Source organism: Nocardiopsis sp. NPDC007018, from assembly GCF_040635075.1.
GTDB lineage: Bacteria > Actinomycetota > Actinomycetes > Streptosporangiales > Streptosporangiaceae > Nocardiopsis.
The window spans coordinates 40446-55573 of the sequence record NZ_JBEYHA010000014.1; the positions used below are offsets into that span (position 1 = coordinate 40446).

15 protein-coding genes are annotated in these 15128 nt (G+C 71.7%); 5 read left to right on the top strand and 10 right to left on the bottom strand.

Annotation, left to right across the window (positions count from 1 at the left end):
* Positions 1 to 39: 39 nt before the first annotated feature.
* Complete coding sequence (locus ABZ635_RS10280; protein WP_357762207.1) at positions 40 to 1209, bottom strand: hypothetical protein; 1170 nt, start codon at positions 1207 to 1209, stop codon at positions 40 to 42.
* Between the two features lie 166 nt (positions 1210 to 1375).
* On the bottom strand, positions 1376 to 2728 hold the full coding sequence (locus ABZ635_RS10285; protein ID WP_357761928.1) for an MFS transporter: 1353 nt from the start codon (positions 2726 to 2728) through the stop codon (positions 1376 to 1378).
* A 201-nt stretch (positions 2729 to 2929) separates the two neighbouring features.
* On the opposite strand from ABZ635_RS10285, the gene ABZ635_RS10290 reads away from it, so the two are divergent.
* Entirely contained in the window at positions 2930 to 3799 is an 870-nt protein-coding gene (locus tag ABZ635_RS10290; RefSeq protein WP_357761931.1) for a helix-turn-helix domain-containing protein, read from the top strand.
* 47 nt (positions 3800 to 3846) lie between these two features.
* On the opposite strand, the gene ABZ635_RS10295 is transcribed toward ABZ635_RS10290, so the two are convergent.
* From ABZ635_RS10295 to ABZ635_RS10305, 3 genes are all read right to left on the bottom strand, one after another.
* A complete protein-coding gene (locus tag ABZ635_RS10295) occupies positions 3847 to 4707 on the bottom strand; it encodes an alpha/beta hydrolase (protein WP_357761934.1) in 861 nt (286 codons plus the stop codon).
* A 75-nt stretch (positions 4708 to 4782) separates the two neighbouring features.
* Positions 4783 to 6057 carry an MFS transporter gene (locus tag ABZ635_RS10300; protein WP_357761937.1) on the bottom strand — a complete coding sequence of 425 codons (1275 nt, stop codon included), beginning with the start codon at positions 6055 to 6057 and terminating at the stop codon, positions 4783 to 4785.
* A 227-nt stretch (positions 6058 to 6284) separates the two neighbouring features.
* On the bottom strand, positions 6285 to 6779 hold the full coding sequence (locus ABZ635_RS10305; RefSeq protein WP_357761940.1) for a hypothetical protein: 495 nt from the start codon (positions 6777 to 6779) through the stop codon (positions 6285 to 6287).
* Between the two features lie 226 nt (positions 6780 to 7005).
* Here ABZ635_RS10305 and ABZ635_RS10310 point away from each other — a divergent pair, with 226 nt between their 5' ends.
* The gene (locus ABZ635_RS10310) at positions 7006 to 8607 is read left to right on the top strand and encodes an alkaline phosphatase D family protein (RefSeq protein ID WP_357761943.1); all 1602 of its coding nucleotides are present in this window, start codon (positions 7006 to 7008) and stop codon (positions 8605 to 8607) included.
* Between the two features lie 63 nt (positions 8608 to 8670).
* On the opposite strand, the gene ABZ635_RS10315 is transcribed toward ABZ635_RS10310, so the two are convergent.
* Both ABZ635_RS10315 and ABZ635_RS10320 read right to left on the bottom strand, forming a co-directional pair.
* Complete coding sequence (locus ABZ635_RS10315) at positions 8671 to 9378, bottom strand: metal-dependent transcriptional regulator (protein WP_357761946.1); 708 nt, start codon at positions 9376 to 9378, stop codon at positions 8671 to 8673.
* Positions 9379 to 9483: 105 nt separating this feature from the next.
* Positions 9484 to 9672: a hypothetical protein gene (locus ABZ635_RS10320; protein WP_357761949.1), complete on the bottom strand. Its 189-nt coding sequence runs from the start codon at positions 9670 to 9672 to the stop codon at positions 9484 to 9486.
* Between the two features lie 107 nt (positions 9673 to 9779).
* Between ABZ635_RS10320 and ABZ635_RS10325 the strand changes: the two genes are divergently transcribed.
* From ABZ635_RS10325 to ABZ635_RS10335, 3 genes are all read left to right on the top strand, one after another.
* Positions 9780 to 10691 carry a LysR family transcriptional regulator gene (locus ABZ635_RS10325; RefSeq protein WP_357761952.1) on the top strand — a complete coding sequence of 304 codons (912 nt, stop codon included), beginning with the start codon at positions 9780 to 9782 and terminating at the stop codon, positions 10689 to 10691.
* 136 nt (positions 10692 to 10827) lie between these two features.
* Complete coding sequence (locus ABZ635_RS10330) at positions 10828 to 11577, top strand: class I SAM-dependent methyltransferase (protein ID WP_357761955.1); 750 nt, start codon at positions 10828 to 10830, stop codon at positions 11575 to 11577.
* Between the two features lie 322 nt (positions 11578 to 11899).
* A complete protein-coding gene (locus tag ABZ635_RS10335) occupies positions 11900 to 12760 on the top strand; it encodes a bacteriocin fulvocin C-related protein (protein ID WP_357761958.1) in 861 nt (286 codons plus the stop codon).
* A gap of 5 nt (positions 12761 to 12765) precedes the next feature.
* Here ABZ635_RS10335 and ABZ635_RS10340 read toward each other — a convergent pair whose 3' ends face one another.
* From ABZ635_RS10340 to ABZ635_RS10350, 3 genes are read right to left on the bottom strand one after another with little or no spacing between them, the layout of a single operon-like run.
* On the bottom strand, positions 12766 to 13149 hold the full coding sequence (locus tag ABZ635_RS10340) for an SgcJ/EcaC family oxidoreductase (RefSeq protein WP_357761961.1): 384 nt from the start codon (positions 13147 to 13149) through the stop codon (positions 12766 to 12768).
* A gap of 34 nt (positions 13150 to 13183) precedes the next feature.
* A complete protein-coding gene (locus ABZ635_RS10345) occupies positions 13184 to 13777 on the bottom strand; it encodes a DUF4291 domain-containing protein (RefSeq protein ID WP_357761964.1) in 594 nt (197 codons plus the stop codon).
* Between the two features lie 51 nt (positions 13778 to 13828).
* Entirely contained in the window at positions 13829 to 14524 is a 696-nt protein-coding gene (locus ABZ635_RS10350) for a type 1 glutamine amidotransferase domain-containing protein (protein WP_357761967.1), read from the bottom strand.
* Between the last annotated feature and the right edge of the window lie 604 nt (positions 14525 to 15128).

Consider the following 15128-nt stretch of genomic DNA (forward strand, 5'->3'; position numbering starts at 1 on the left):
CGCCCCCGCACCGGCGGGGACGGGGCACCTGGCCGGTCGCTACTGCTTGGGGAAGCGCAGTGTGGCGCCCGCATCCACCGTGCCGGTGTCGGTCCCGGCGCTGTTGTCGTCGTCCAGGGCCCGTTCGGGCACCGGCAGCTCGGTGAACCGAGCGTCCGACATCACCGCGGCGCGCAGCATGAGCGCGCTGGCGGGGGCCCGGAACCCGGCGTCCGGGTCGTCCAGACCGCGCGGGGAGGTCTCCACCAGGATCGGTGAGTGGAGCGAACCCCACAGGTACGGCTCGTTCTCGCGGTCGGGGCCCATCAGGAGCGTGTCCACCCTGGCCTCCGAGAGCATCGGCAGGACCGAGGTGGTGCCCTTGACCGCCTGGTCGTGGGCGAGTTTGCGCTGGTACTCGGAGTACACCCGGGCCTGCTCCTCGTGGATGAGCTCGAGCAGGCACCGCTCCGCGTTCTCGTGCAGGCGTTCCTCGGCGTCGGCGCCGCCGCGGCCGCCCGCGACCACCTTGATCGGGATGGTGAGCTGGCGGGGTCCGAGGTTCTCGCGCAGGTAGGCGATGGCCTCGTCGTCGCCGCCCGCAATGATCACCGCCGCGTCCACCAGGCGTACGGCCTCGCGGACCAGGTCGGCCACCTGGGCCGTGTTGTCGCGCCACAGGTCCTGGGCAAACCCGGTGTCGGCGCGGCGTCCGCCCGCGTCTCCCCGTTGGCCGGGGAAGATACGGCTGGCTCCATCGAGGTTCTGCATGTTCTCACCCTCGTTGGCGGCCTCCATGACGGGGCCGCGCGTGGGGTGGCTGGGGTAGGCGAACACCTTGGCGTTGACCCGGTCCAGGGCCACGAGGACGTAGGGGAGGCGACGGCCCCGGTCGATGGCCAGAGGGAGGGCGTCCGGGACGGGCAGGAAGGTCGCCCGGTCCTGTGCGGGCGGAGCGGCGAGGGTGTGCGCTCCCAGGAGCCTGCCCTCGGAGGCGTAGAGCGCCTGTCCGTGGTCGCCGAAGGCGCGTGAGTTGCCCTCCCCCACGGCCTCCTCCAGGACGTCAAGGGTGGCCGGGTCGGTTCCGAGGGCGGCCAGCTCCTCGCGCAGGTGCCGCCAGCGCAGTTCGATCTTCTTGTCGGCGTCCGTGGTGTCCCGACTGGTGTCGAGGTGCACCGAGGCCACCGGGCCGTCGCTTTCGTACAGAGGTCGCAGAAAACCAAGGTCCATAGAGTCCGCGGGGCGCGTGTACCCCGCCCCGCCCACCTCCTTCTCAGGGTCGGCCTGCGGGTCATCCTGTGCGGCCATGGTGCGGGTGGGAAGGGCGCCGTGTCGATCCAGACACGGATGTTGCCCGAAGATTTCCAGGTTTTTCCTGATCGTCCCTTTCCGGGGGTCACTCTTGCCGAGATCCGGACCCGGTCTCGCCCCGCTCCTGTGGCGGTGCGGCGGCGTCGGCCAGGGCGCGGTCGACCAGGCTCGGCGTGATCACCAGGGCACTGACCACGGCCAGAGCCAGGCCGATGGCCCCCGCCGTGAGGAAGGGGGCCGCCAGCCCCCACTCCCGGCCCCACACCCCCTCCAGAGAGGAGGCGAGGGCGCCGCCCAGGCCCAGTCCCACCGAGAGCAGCCCCCAGGAGACGGTGCGATGGGCGCTGAAGACCCGGGATCTCATCCGGTCGGGCGTCACTCTCTGGATGAGGGAGAGCAGGGTGACGTTCCACCAGGAGATGGCGAACCCGGTGAGGAAGTAGCAGACCGCGAACGCCGGGACGGTCTGGAGCAGACCGATACTCGCCGAGGTCACCCCCAGGAGCGCCAGAACCACCGCCATGGCGGTGCTGGGATGGACCCGCGCGGAGAAGGAGGGAACGACGATCGCCCCCGCGACCGCTCCGAAGGCGGTGACGGTCATCAGTAGCCCGTAGCCCTGAGCCCCCACGCCGAGCACGTCCTGGGCGAAGAGCACCAGCACGGCGCCGCTCATCGCCCCCGCCAGGTTGGAGGCCCCCGAGACGAGCGCGAGCGGTCGCAGCACCGGATGGCGCCACAACCACACCAGACCCTCGCGCAGCATGGCCCCGATGGAGGGCCGTTCCCGTTCGCCCCCCTGGTGTTCCCCGGACGGGCGGAAGTCCCCGCGCAGGCTCACCAGGCAGACGACGGCCAGCAGGACCAGCGCGGCCTGGGCACCGAAGGCCCACGCGGTGGAGACTCCCAGCAGGAGCCCGGCCAGCGGCGCGCCCAGGAACGCGTTGCACACGCGTTCCACACCCTGGAGGAGCCCGTTGGCCCGCTCCAGCCGGGCACGCGGCACCACGGCGGGCACCAGCGACTGCGTGGTGTTGTCGAAGAACACCTCGCACGCCCCCACCAGCAGAGCGACCAGGACCAGCAGGGGGATGGAGCCGGCACCCAGGAACACCACGGCGGTCAACAGCGCCAGCAGCACGGCCCTGGCCGCACCGGCGCCCACCATCAGGCGCCGCCGGTCCACCCGGTCGCCCACCACCCCGGCAACCAGGGCCAGCAGCAGCCAGGGCAGCCTGGTGGCCGCGGCCACCGTCGCGACCAGGAGGGGGTCGTCGGTGAGCGTGGCGGCGTACCAGGGCAGCGCGACCACGGCGATGCCGTCTCCCAGGTTGGCCAGCCCCACCGCCCCCAGCAGTCGGTGGAAGCGTGGGCCCAGGGGCTCGCTCCGGCGCTGGTCGGGAGGCGGAGCGCTCGCACGCGCGGCGGACTCGGGCACGGGGGGACCTTCCAGTCGGGGGGCTCGGGCACGGTCACCGTAGAGGGTGGCAGAGGGGTGCGACAGGAACTTCTCCGCCGAGCAGAAGGGCGCCGTTCCCGGGAACGGCGCCCCGACGCACCCGACCGGACGCGATCGGCAACGGTCGGGTCGGGGCCGGGCCGGTGTCCCTAACGTCGGTGGTGAACGAGGGAGGCGACCGTGCTGGACGGCCTGAACGAGGCACTCGAACGGATCGAGAGGGACCCGGGCGCACCGGTGGACGCGGCCGCGATGGCGAGGACCGCGCTCACCTCCGAACACCACTTCCGGCGGATGTTCTCGGCCCTGTCCGGGATGCCGCTGTCGGAGTACGCGCGCCGGCGCCGTCTCACCCTGGCGGGGGCGGAGGTGATCGAGGGCCGGGACACCCTGCTCGACATCGCCGTGCGCTACGGCTACGGGTCCGCGGAGGCCTTCGGCCGGGCGTTCCGGGCGATGCACGGGATGAGCCCGGGTGAGGCGCGGCGCACCGGCGCGGCGCTCACGTCGCAGTCGCGGTTGACCTTCCGTCTCACCATCGAAGGGAGCACCATCATGCGTTACCGCGTCGTCGACAAGGCCGCGTTCCGCCTCGTCGGGCCCCGAACCCGGGTCCCGCTGGTCCGCGAGGGGGACAACGCGCCCATGGCCGCGTTCGTCCGTGGACTCGGGGACCAGGTGTACGAGCGGTTGGCGGAACTGTCCGACCAGGAGCCGCGCGGTGTCGTGTCGGTGACCCTCACCCACGATCCCGACCGGCGGGAGGGGAGCGACGTCGACTTCCTCCTGGCGGCAGCGACCTCCTCATCCGCCACACCCGAGGGGGACGCGGTCCTGGAGGTGCCCGAGGGCACCTGGGTCGTCTTCCCCTTCGAGGGGCTCGGTTTCCCCGAGGGGGTCCAGCGCATGTGGGTCCACGCGCTCGGTGAGTGGTTCCCCTCCAACCCCGCCTACCGGTTCCGGCACGGGCCCGAACTGTTGAGCGTGGAGTACGAGGGCGACCTCGCCTCCGGGGAGCTGTGGCTCCCCGTGGAACGGGCCTCTGACTGACTCGGAGGGAGACGGGGCCCGACCGCACGCGGTTCGGGCCCCGTCGCTCAGTGGTGGCGGGGTCGGGGTCGGGTACGGGCCTGTTCCAGGAAGCGGCGCAGGACCTCGTTGAACCGCCGGGGTCGTTCGAGGTTGGGCAGGTGTCCCGCGCCCTCGATGATCTCCACGACCGAGTCCGCGACACGGACGTGCATGAGCTCGGCTCCCCCCGGCGGGGTGAAGCCGTCGTGCTGGCCCACCACCAGCAGGGTGGGTGCCGAGATGTGCTTGAGCAGCAGGGTGTGGTCGGGGCGCCCGGCCCGGCCCAGTTGCGCGGCGGCGGCCCCCTCCGCGGGCGCGGCATACATCATGGCGCGCACGTGGTCGGCGACCCCGGGCAGGTCCCGCACGTTCGCCGCGGTCATCATGCCCACCAACATGTCGTCGGTGTAGCCGCGCATGCCCTCGGTGCGCAGGCGCGCGGCGATCGCCGCGCGCCTGGTCCTGCCCTCCTCGGTCTCGGGAAGGGGGTTGGTCGCCACGAGGGCCAGGGAGTCCACGCGGTCGGGGAAGAGCCGGTACAGCTCCAGGGCGACCTGGCCGCCCATGGACAGCCCCACCACGTTGACCACGTCCAGCCCCAGGTGGTCGAGGAGGGCGGCGAGGTCGCGGGCGAGGGTGTCCAGCGAGGTCACCCCCGGCACCACGGTGCTGCGGCCGTAGCCGCGCAGGTCGGGGGCGATGGTCCGGTATCCGCGCCCGGCGAGCGCTCTGACCTGTGGTTCCCACATGCTGTGGTCGAGGGGGTGACCGTGGACGAACAGGACGGGGCATCCTGCGCCGCGGTCGTCGTAACTGACGCTGATCCCGCGCACGGACGCGAGACGTGGGCCTTCGCTGTTCGCGGTGTCCGTCGTCTGGTGTGTCACAACAAACGATGCTATTCACGTACGCAAGGGGATGAACAGGGGGCTTGGGAAAGCGGTCGGGGCCCGCGGCCGGGCTCAGCCGGTGGGCTCCGCGGGCCGGGTACGCCCGCCCCGGGCGGCCAGGACGGCCGCGAACAGGTAGGGGACGGCGAACACGGCGAAGGCCGTCGCGTGCCCGGCCACCAGGAAGACCCCCGCGTACAGCAGGAAGGACGCGCCGCTCACCGTCTCCGTACCGGCCTCGGCGAGTGAGGTGACGGTGGCCCGGCTGGAACCGGTGATGCTGTCCTGGAGCCGGGCGTCGGCCACCACGTTCGCCATCTGGCACACGCCGAAACCGCAGCCGAGCAGGACCCATCCCGGTGCGGTGCCCAGGAGGGCGCCGGCAGCGATGGCCACGGCCGCCAGGGCCAGGAGTACGCCGACGGCGCGCGGTGACAGTCGTGAGGCGGGACCGGCGAGCAGCCCGCCGGCGGTGACGCAGATCCAGACCACGAGGACCACCAGGGGGACGTCCTCGGTGGCGACCCCGGAGGAGGCGGCCAGGAGGGGGAGGTACTCGTCGAGCATCCCCCAGAACGCGGTGACGGTGACCACCAGCAGGATCGCGGTGCGGACCCGTCGGCTGCCGCGCGCCTCGGCGAGGCCGAGCCGCATGGTCTCGAGGTAGCCGGGTTCGGGTGCGGCCCCCGCGTCGGCCCGGCCCGTGCCGGGATCGGTCGCGGCGGTGTCGTCGGGGCCGTGATCGGGGGACGAACGCGGTGGGCGGCTCTCGGGCAGGGTCAGGCCGGTGAGCGCGCACAGCACGCACGCGGCCAGGCTCGCGAGTCCGATCGCCGCGTAGCCGCCGTACGCCATGACGGGTACCGCCAGCAGGGTGGCCGTACCGACCGCCGCCACGCCCAGCGCCCTGGTGACGCCCATGACGCGCGCGTACCGGTCGGCGGCGCCCCGGTGGGTGAGCTCGGTGTAGACCAGCGCCTCCAGAGCGCCCGAGGCCAGGGCGCCGGCCGCTCCCCACAGCACGAAGCCAAGGGCGAAGGACCAGTAGGACGGCAGGAACAGCCAGAACGCGAACCCCGCTCCGGTCAGCAACGGTGCGAGGGCGAGCAGCAGGTGGCGCGGGACCACGTCCGCCCAGGCGCCGGTCGGGATCGCCAGGAGCACGCTGGTCAGCGACCACAGGACGAAGAGGGAGCTGATCTGCGCCACGGACAGACCGGTCTCGGTGAAGAGCAGGGCGTACAGGGGGTAGAGGAGGACGAACTCCTCCAGGAAGGCGTACGCGTACAGCGGACGGGTCAGCCTGGAGGGGCGCGTGGCGGACGCACGCGCGGACTGGGCGGTCATGGAGGTCTTTCGGTCGGACGGACGCGGGCACCGGTGGTGGTCTCCACCCGGCGGTGCGCGGGATCGCGTCGCGGACCGGCCTCGGCCGCGGCTCGGGACCTAATGTCGTCGCTTCACGCGCCCAGTATAGGAGGCCGAACGGGCGTGTGACAGGGGTGGGGGCGCCGGGGTCGGCTCCGCTCTGGAGGCCGACGGAGTGCGGGGTCGTCGCATCGCCCGATCGGAGCCTACGGCGCCTCCAGCGGTGTGGCCCGAAGGGCCCATCCCTCGGTGGAGCGGTGCGCCCCCAGCCCGACCGCGTCGAACTCGTCTCGGTCGTCGGGGCCCGTCGCCACCCCGAGGTGGCGCAGGGCCCGCGAGATCGGGGTCCCCTCTTCGGGGGCGGGTTCACCCTCCTCCTGGCGCAGCGGACCCAGTACCGGCGCGCCCCGGTGCCACACGACCGCCGCCTGGGTGCCCCAACCGCCGAAGAACTCGGCCTCGACGTAGGCGACCGGCCCCCGACGCGACCATGCGGCGGCCCGCTCCACGAGGGGCGCGGTGAGTCGCACGAAACCGGCGGGGTGGTCGGCCGCGCGGTCGTCGGCGCGGGCGAGCTTCTCGGTGACGGGCAGCAGGACCAGACCGTGACCCAGTGCCACCGTCCCGGCTCCGACCAGGTCGGAGCCGAACGGGCTCAGGAGCGCGGTCGGGGCGATGACGGCTTCCAGCGCGTAACCCATACAAGGGCCTTTACGGGGGTGGGGAAGGGGACGGCGGCGATCGTAACATCCCATAGTCGACGAAACACCCTGGTGACGACCCTCAGTAACCTTGCCGTCACTCGAACGGGGGTAATGTTCACCGCGTAGGGGTTGGGTCGTACCTCTTTCCATGGCCGGATGGACCACGGTTGCTCCCGTCCCGGTATCCCGGGGCGGTCCGCCGCTCGAACCCAGGAGACCGCACATGCCGGGTACACCCCCATTCCCCACCTCCCCCGACCGCTCCCCCGCTCCGGTACCCGCCGCCACCCGCCGCCAGGCACTGGTGGGCGGCGCCGTGACCCTCGGGGCGGCCGCGCTGGGCACCACCCTGGGAGCGCCCGCCGCGCACGCGGCGCCCGCGCCCCGGGGCCCCGTGATCTCCGACCCCTTCACCCTCGGCGTCGCCTCCGGAGACCCCCTCCACAACGGTGTGGTCCTGTGGACCCGACTCGCCCCCGACCCTCTCGCCGAGGACGGCCTGGGCGGTATGCCCGACCGCGCGGTCGAGGTCGAGTGGCAGGTGTCCCACGACGAGCACTTCCGCCGGATCGCCGCCTCCGGCAGCGTCGAGACCGGCCCCGAACAGGCGCACTCGGTCCACGTGGAACTGGAGCGCCTGCGCCCCCGGGCCGACTACTTCTACCGCTTCCGGGTGGGCAACGAGATCAGCCCGGTCGGGCGCACCCGCACCGCACCGGTCCCGGGCACCCGGCTGAACAGGTTCGACTTCGCCTTCGCCAGCTGCCAGAGCTACACCCACGGCCACTACACCGCCCAGGCGCACCTGGCGCGGGAGGACCTGGACCTGGTCGTCTTCCTCGGCGACTACATCTACGAGACCGCCGACCAGGGCAGTATCGGCCGCGGCCACGTCCCCGAGGCGGAGGTCCGCTCCCTGGCCGAGTACCGGCTGCGCCACGCCCAGTACAAGACCGACCACGACCTCCAGGCCGCCCACGCGGCCTTCCCGTGGGCGGTGGTCTTCGACGACCACGAGCTGGAGAACAACTGGGCCGACGACACCTCCTACGAGGAGGACATCCCTCCCGAGGAGTTCCTGCTCCGGCGCGAGCACGCGCTCAAGGCCTACTACGAGCACATGCCGCTGCGGGCCGCCCAGCGACCGGCCGGGCCCGACCTGCACCTGTACCGCAGGCTCACCTACGGCAACCTGGCCGACGTCCACCTGCTGGACACCCGCCAGTACCGGGACGCGCAGGTGGAGGACTCCGAGCGCGACGACCCCGAGCGCACACTGCTCGGCGCCGACCAGCGCCGGTGGCTCTCACAGGGGCTGTCGGCCTCCAGGGCCAGGTGGAACATCCTGGCGCAGCAGGTGTTCTTCTCCCAGCGCGACTTCGCGGAGGGGGACCCCACCAACTTCAGCGACGACGCCTGGGACAACTACCGGGTCGAGCGCGACAGCGTCCGCGACGAGCTGGCGGAGGTGTCCAACCCGGTCGTGATCACCGGCGACGTGCACGCCAACTACGTGGTGGACGTGAAGGCCGACTTCGACGACCCGGGATCGCGCACGGTCGCCACCGAACTGGTGGGCACCTCCTTCACCAGCGGTCGGGACGGCGCGGAGCAGAACCCGGGCGACGCGGTGCAGCTGGCGGAGAACCCGCACATCAAGTTCATCAACCGCAACCGGGGCTACGTGCGCAACCGGGTCACCCCCACGGAGTGGACCGCCGACTACCGGGTGGTCGACTACGTGAGCAGACCCGGCTCGCCCGTCCGCGACCGGGCCCGGTTCGTCATCGAGGCCGGTCGCGCCGGAGCCCAGCCCCTGGCTTAGACGAGGCCGGACGGCGGGGGGCTTGCCGGGGCGTCCCCGGAAGCCCCGCCGCCGTGGACGGGGTCAGGTGTCGCCGTCGTTCTCAGGGCTGAGCCACAGGGCCTCGGCGGCGACCAGCCCCAGCGACTGCTCCCGGGACTCACCGCCCTTCTCGGGGCGGACCGCGATCTGGAGGGAACCGGCGAAGGGAAGCCGTTCCACGACCTCCACGCACATGCCGATGCCCAGGTCGATGTCGGCGAGGTAGCGCAGGAGCTCGGGGTCGGTGTCGTTGACCCGGACGATCACCCCGGTCGTCCCGGTCTCGGCCTCGGAGAGCAGGACGGACGGGCGATCGACGATGACACCCTCACGGGTGGGGATGGGGTCGCCGTGCGGGTCCACCACCGGGTCGCCCAGGTGGGTCGCGATGCGGTCGACGAACTTGTCCGAAACCACGTGTTCGAGGATCTCGGCCTCGTCGTGCACCTCGTCCCAGGAGTAGCCCAGCTCGGCCACCAGGTAGGTCTCCAGGAGGCGGTGGCGGCGCAGCACCGCCAGGGCGGCCTTGGTGCCGGTCTCGGTGAGGCTGACGTTGCCGTACCGCTGGTGCTCCACGAATCCGAGTTCGCTGAGCTTGCGCAGCATGCCCGACACCGAGGAGTTGGACACCGACAGCCGCTCGGCCATCCCCGAGATGGTCACCGGGCCGGTGCCGCGTTCCTGGAGGTCGTAGATGACCTTCACGTAGTCCTCGGCCGAAGTGGACGGTCGCCCCGGTGTGTTCCCCATGCCCGTAACCGTATCGCGGACCGACCACGGACCACGATTTCCGCACCGTGCCTGTGGACGGACCCCCGTCACGTTTTCGGGCGGACGCCCGAGGAGTTCCAGGCGTCAGAGCCGGGCGCCCGAGGGGCGCCCACGGGAGACGATCCGCGTCCCCGCGAGCCCGATCTCCCGGACCTGGGCCGAGCCGCACGCACAACGGGACCACACGGTCATCCCGGCTCCCGTGCGGTGCTGGGAGAGCACCGTGTAGGGCTGGTCGTCGGGCCATCCGCAGTGGGGGCACACACTGGTCATCAAGCACCTCTGATTCGCCGTCGTCGACTTCTCCGGTCCAGCTTCACGCCCACGGACCCTCGCGGTCCAGGTTGAAAATCTGGATGACACTCTGAAGAATCGTCTACATGATTGATCTTCGTCGGTTGCGTATCCTTCGGGCCGTGGCCCACCACGGAACGGTGACAGCCGCCGCTGAGGCACTGCACTTCACGCCTTCGGCGGCCTCGCAGCAGATCCGACAGCTCTCGAAGGAGCTCGACGTTCCGCTGTTGGAGCCCCAGGGGCGCGGTGTCCGGCTGACACCGGCCGCGCGGAGCCTGTTGGGGCACGCGGACACGATCCAGGCCCTATGGGAACGGGCGGAGATCGAGATGCGCGGGCTGGAGGCGGAACCGGCCGGAACGCTGCGCGTGGCGGGTTTCCCCGTCGTGCTGACCCGCCTGCTGGCGCCCATGGCCGCCGCCCTGCGCACAGAGTACCCGCGCTTGGAGGTGGAGATCTTGGAATCCGAACCCGGAGACAGTCTTGACCTGCTGTTTCGTGGTGACATCGACCTCACCGTCGTGGAGGCCGCGCCCAGCACCCCCTCCCTGGACGACACCCGCTTCGACCAGGCTCCGCTGTTCGACGACCCCCTGGACCTCGTGGTGGAGCGGGGGCACCGCCTCGCCGGACGGCAGAGCGTCCCCCTGGTGGAGACCGCGCGGGAGTCGTGGATTCTGCCGAGGCCGGACACCACTTGCCACGCCCACGTCATGACCGCCTGCGGGGCGGTCGGTTTCACCCCGCAGGGCCGTCACCAGGCGGTGGAGTGGAGCTCGGTGGCGGCGCTGGTCGCCCACGGCCTCGGGGTGGCGCTCGTCCCGAGGTCGGCGGACCTGTCTCCACAGCTCCCGGTCACCCGTGTGCCCTTGGAGGGCTCACCGGCACCGGCCCGCTCACTGCTCACCTTCACCCGCGCGGGGGCTCGGGAGCGCCCGGCGATCGCCGCCGCCGTCGCCGAGCTGGAGCGCCTGGCCCCCGGCCTGGTCGCCTGACCGCCCCGGCCGTCGCGTCGCCACAGGGCGCTGCGCAGGGCCCGCTGACCGCCGACCACGGAGACGTAGGTCAGGTGCACCAGCCCCGGGGTCAGCCGCACCCCGCGCCACGAGCCCGCCCGCGTAGGGTGCCCCCATGAACACCCCCTCCTCCCCCTACGACGAACGGGGAATGTCCGATCGCTACACCGCCCGTCGGCACGCCGGGACGTCGAGCCCCAACACGGTCATGGAGGAGCCCGCGCTCTTGGGCGCACTGGGCGACACCGCCGGTCTCGACGTGCTCGACCTCGGGTGCGGCGACGCCGACCTGGGGCGCCTCCTGCTGGAAGCCGGGTGCCGGAGCTACCTCGGAGTGGACTCCTCGAAGTCCATGGCCGAGCGCGCCCGCTCCACGCTGGTGGGCACCCCCGGACGCGTCGTGCGCGCCCTCATGGAGGGCTTCGCCGCCCGACCTGGCAGCGTCGACCTCGTCGTGTCCCGGATGGCCCTGCACTATCTCCCGGAACTCACCCCGGCGCTCACGCGGGCGCGAACCTGGCTGCGTCCGCACGGACGCGTCGTGTTCACCGTCCCCCACCCGGTGCTGACCTGCCACGACGCACGCCGCCCCGACGAGGGGCCACGGCGGGGCCAGGTGGTGGACGACTACTTCGAGACCGGCCCGCGCGAACGCGACTGGATGGGCACCCGGGTGGTGTGGCACCACCGCACCGTGGAGGACCACGTCGACGCCCTCACCCGGGCCGGGTTCGGGCTGACGGGGCTGCGCGAGTGCGCTCCCGAGCGGCAACGGTTCGGTGGTGACACGGTCGAGTACGCACGTCGGCTGAGGGTCCCCCTGTTCCTGCTCCTGGCCGGTACTCGCCTGGAGGACACCTCCTGACCTCGGCGAACCCGCCGAACGCCGCGGGGCTCGGCCTGCCCGATACACACCTCAAGTGACCACCAAAAAAGGGCTCTGACCTGGGGTGGGATCACGGGTTCCTCCGCGTTCGCGACGGTATTCCCGCGTGCTGTCGCCGATCGGTCGTGCCAAGTTCCGAAAACCCGACCCACGCCGCGCGACCCCCCTTGACACTGGAGGCGGCGGAGAGGCAAGGGAGATCATGAGGGATGTTCGGGTTCGGTACGTGTTGGCCTTCGATTCCTCGTGCGACAGGTGCGCGGACATCTCCACCGCCGTGGCTTCGGTATCTGGTGGCAGGTTGGAGACACTGCCGCTCACCCACCCGGACGTGCGCGAGTGGAGGGTGCGGCAGTGGGGCCCCAACGCACCATGGGTCCCCACCCTGGTCCGCCACCGGGGTGCCGAGGTCCGCTGCTGGAGCGGTGTCGCCATGGTCCGTCCTCTGCTGCGCGGTCTCGGGGCCCAGGCGGCTCTGCGCGTGGTCGAGGCCCTGGGCGAACTCAGCCGCCAGCGCCGCCGCGCACCCTGGGAGCGTGCCCAGGCCCCCTCCCCCGGCGCCTCCGTACGGCCGCGTCTGCGGCGGCTGCGCGAAGGGTGGGCCGTCGTCATGACCCTGGCGCTGGTCGGGCGCACACCCGCCCTGGCCCGCAGCGACCACGGCCTGGCCCGGGAGTGGGTGGAGGCCAACCGGGGCCGCCTACCGAGGGACTACGACGAGTTCACCACCCACCCGCTCGTCCGCCGCAGGCTCGTGTTCGCCGAACTCCCTCCCCGGGCCCGCCGCGACCTGTGGATCGAACACCTGCGCCGCTACGAACGCGCCCACCCCCATCTCAGCGCCGCCCAGCGCGAGGTGGTGCACCTGGCCCGCCGCACCCTGTCCGACGTGCTGGTGTTCCGCGACGGACTCGCCCCCGTGCGCGAACGCGAACTGCGCGGGCAGGCGGTCTCGGCCTTCGGTTCGGAGGAGGCCCACGCGCTGCTGGCGACCCTGGGGCCCGACGAGCCGGACCCGCACGGGGAGACCTCGGTCAGCAGGCGCTGCGGGGTGTGGGAGCCCTGCCTCTCCAAGGGCTGCGCCGAGGTCCCCTTCACCTGCGGGACCGCGTGGATGTACACGCGGGACGGCATGCGCGCCCGGGCGGAACCCACGGGATAGCGGGTCTACTCCTGGTGCACGGCGGTGTTCTGGCCGACGGTGAGCAGCCACCGTCCGTCGTCCTCGCGGGTCATGACGTAGAGCGGCGATCCCTCGTCGTCTCCGCCGGCCCCGTGGTAAACCTGCCGGACCTTGACGGCCGCCACGTCGGGACGCAGGAACTGGACGTGCGTCACCGCGTAGGTGACCTCGCCGTCCCAGTCGGCGTCGGGCAGGACGGCGCGGGTGAACCCGGCGATGGCGTCGAGGCCGACGAGGACCTTGCCGTTCCGGGTGGTCCACAGGGCGTCGGGATGGAAGAGGGAGAGGAAGCCTTCGGCGTCCTTGGACCGCTGGGTCCGCTGGACGTCGGCGACGACCTGTTCGACGGCGATGGTGTCGGTGTTCATGGGCGCCATCCTGGTGCCTCAACCAAGCTTGAGGTCAAGGGGTCGGCGGGCGCAGGTGGGCGATGGCCGCCTCCGCGATCGGGTACGGGCGTTCCCGGGGCAGCAGTTCGGCGGCCGCCTCCAGATCTCCCGCCGTCACCAGCGCGTGGATCTGGTGGACCAGCGGCGTGATGTCGGTGATCGACACCGTCCACTCGTCCGCGTAGCGGCGGGAGGCCTCACCCGAAAGCCCCAGCTGGAGCGAACGGTGCCCCAGGGGGTTCAGGCGCAGGTCGCGCTCGGGGTCCCACTGCACGCGCGCCGGAGCGCCGCGCAGCTCACGCCTCCAGGCCTCGTGGTCGGGGTGCAGGCCTGGCTTGAAGTGCGACAGGGCGGCACTCCGCAGTGCCCACTCGAACCCCTCACGGGTGATCTCCACGGCCAGGACCGTCTCCTGGCTCTCCTTACGCCCCCACCCGCACCGGTACATCATCCAGAGGAACGACGGCTTGATCCACGTCATGCGCTCGCGCTTCCACGTGGACGGGAAGCGGCCCTCACGCGCGGCGGGCACCCCGATGCCGGGTGTGTAGGCCTGGTACACGGTGACGGCGGTGTCGGTGAACGCCGCCCGGATCTGGAAGCTCATGGGGCACCACCATGGTGCTGGTCAGCGGTGAGAGCAACCGGTTTTCCGTCGCTACGCCAGCATCCCGAGCAGCGCCAGCGCCACCGGCTCCGCGGAAGCCGGGTTCTGTCCGGTCACCACAGTCCGGTCGACCACGACCTTGGGCGCCCAGGGCTCCCCTTCCTGGAAGTCCACACCCGCCTCCACCAGCCGGTCCTGGAGCAGCCACACGGCCCGGTCCGCCAAGCCCGCCTGCTCTTCCTCGGCGTTGGTGAAGGCGCTCACGCGGTACCCGGCGAACGGGTTGGTACCGTCCGGGCGTTCGGCGGCCAACAGCGCGGCGGGAGCGTGGCAGACCACCCCGAGGACCTTGCCGGTGTCGAGCGCCGTGGTGAGGAGGTCTCCGGCGACCGCGTCCACCGCCAGGTCCTCCATGGGGCCGTGCCCGCCGGGGAGGAAGAGGGCGTCGTAGTCGCCGAGGTCGACCTCTTCCAGGCTGAGCGGGGAGTGCATCTCGGTGAAGGAGTCGAGGACGGCCGAAACCCGGTCGGCGTTCTCCTGCCCACCGTTGAGGTCGGCGGAGAGGCTGCCCCGGTCCACGGGTGGTACCACGCCGCCGGGGGTCGCGACGACGATTTCGTGTCCGGCGTCCCGGAAGGCCGCGTAAGGGGCCGCCGCCTCCTCCGCCCAGAAGCCGGTGGGGTGTCGGGTGCCGTCCGCCAGGGTCCAGTGGTCGGCGCCGGTCATCAGGAACAGGATCGTGGACATGCTGTCTCTCCGCAGAGGGTGGCTACCGTGGTGTCGCCGACACTAGTTGGCCAGGCAGCCGTCTTCCATCGGAACACCCGGTCGGAGCCAGGAACGGCAGTAAGCGGCAACCACAGCGCTTCACCCCCGGGGGCTGGTCGCCCCCCATCACGCACGGCGGCGCAAACCCCGTCAACCACAGATACAGCCGAAGGCGAGGTTCCCCCTTCACCCCCAGGGGTTTTGAACCTCAGTCATGTGCGGTAGTAAGCAGAACGGCGCAAACCCCCTGAGCCACAGCGGGGTGCAAACGTGCGGGTACGCGCTTTCCCGGGGAGAGCGGGTTGGCCGTAGAGCGGCAAGCGGTGCTCGGACGGCGGGGGTTTTTACCAGTCCGGGGGACACGCATCTCTCGAACACATCAGTCGTCCTGGGGGGTGGCCCGGTGCCGTGCTTGGCCCTTTCCTGCCAGTCGTGTCACACGAGAGCACATCCGCCAAGTGCGGTCCGGGCAGAGCACCATCCACACACCCCGCCCTGACCAGAGTCCTCAGCACACAAGGGGTACGCAGTAACCCGCACAAGACCTACAGGCCCAAAGGGATAAACGGGTTGGCCGTAGAGG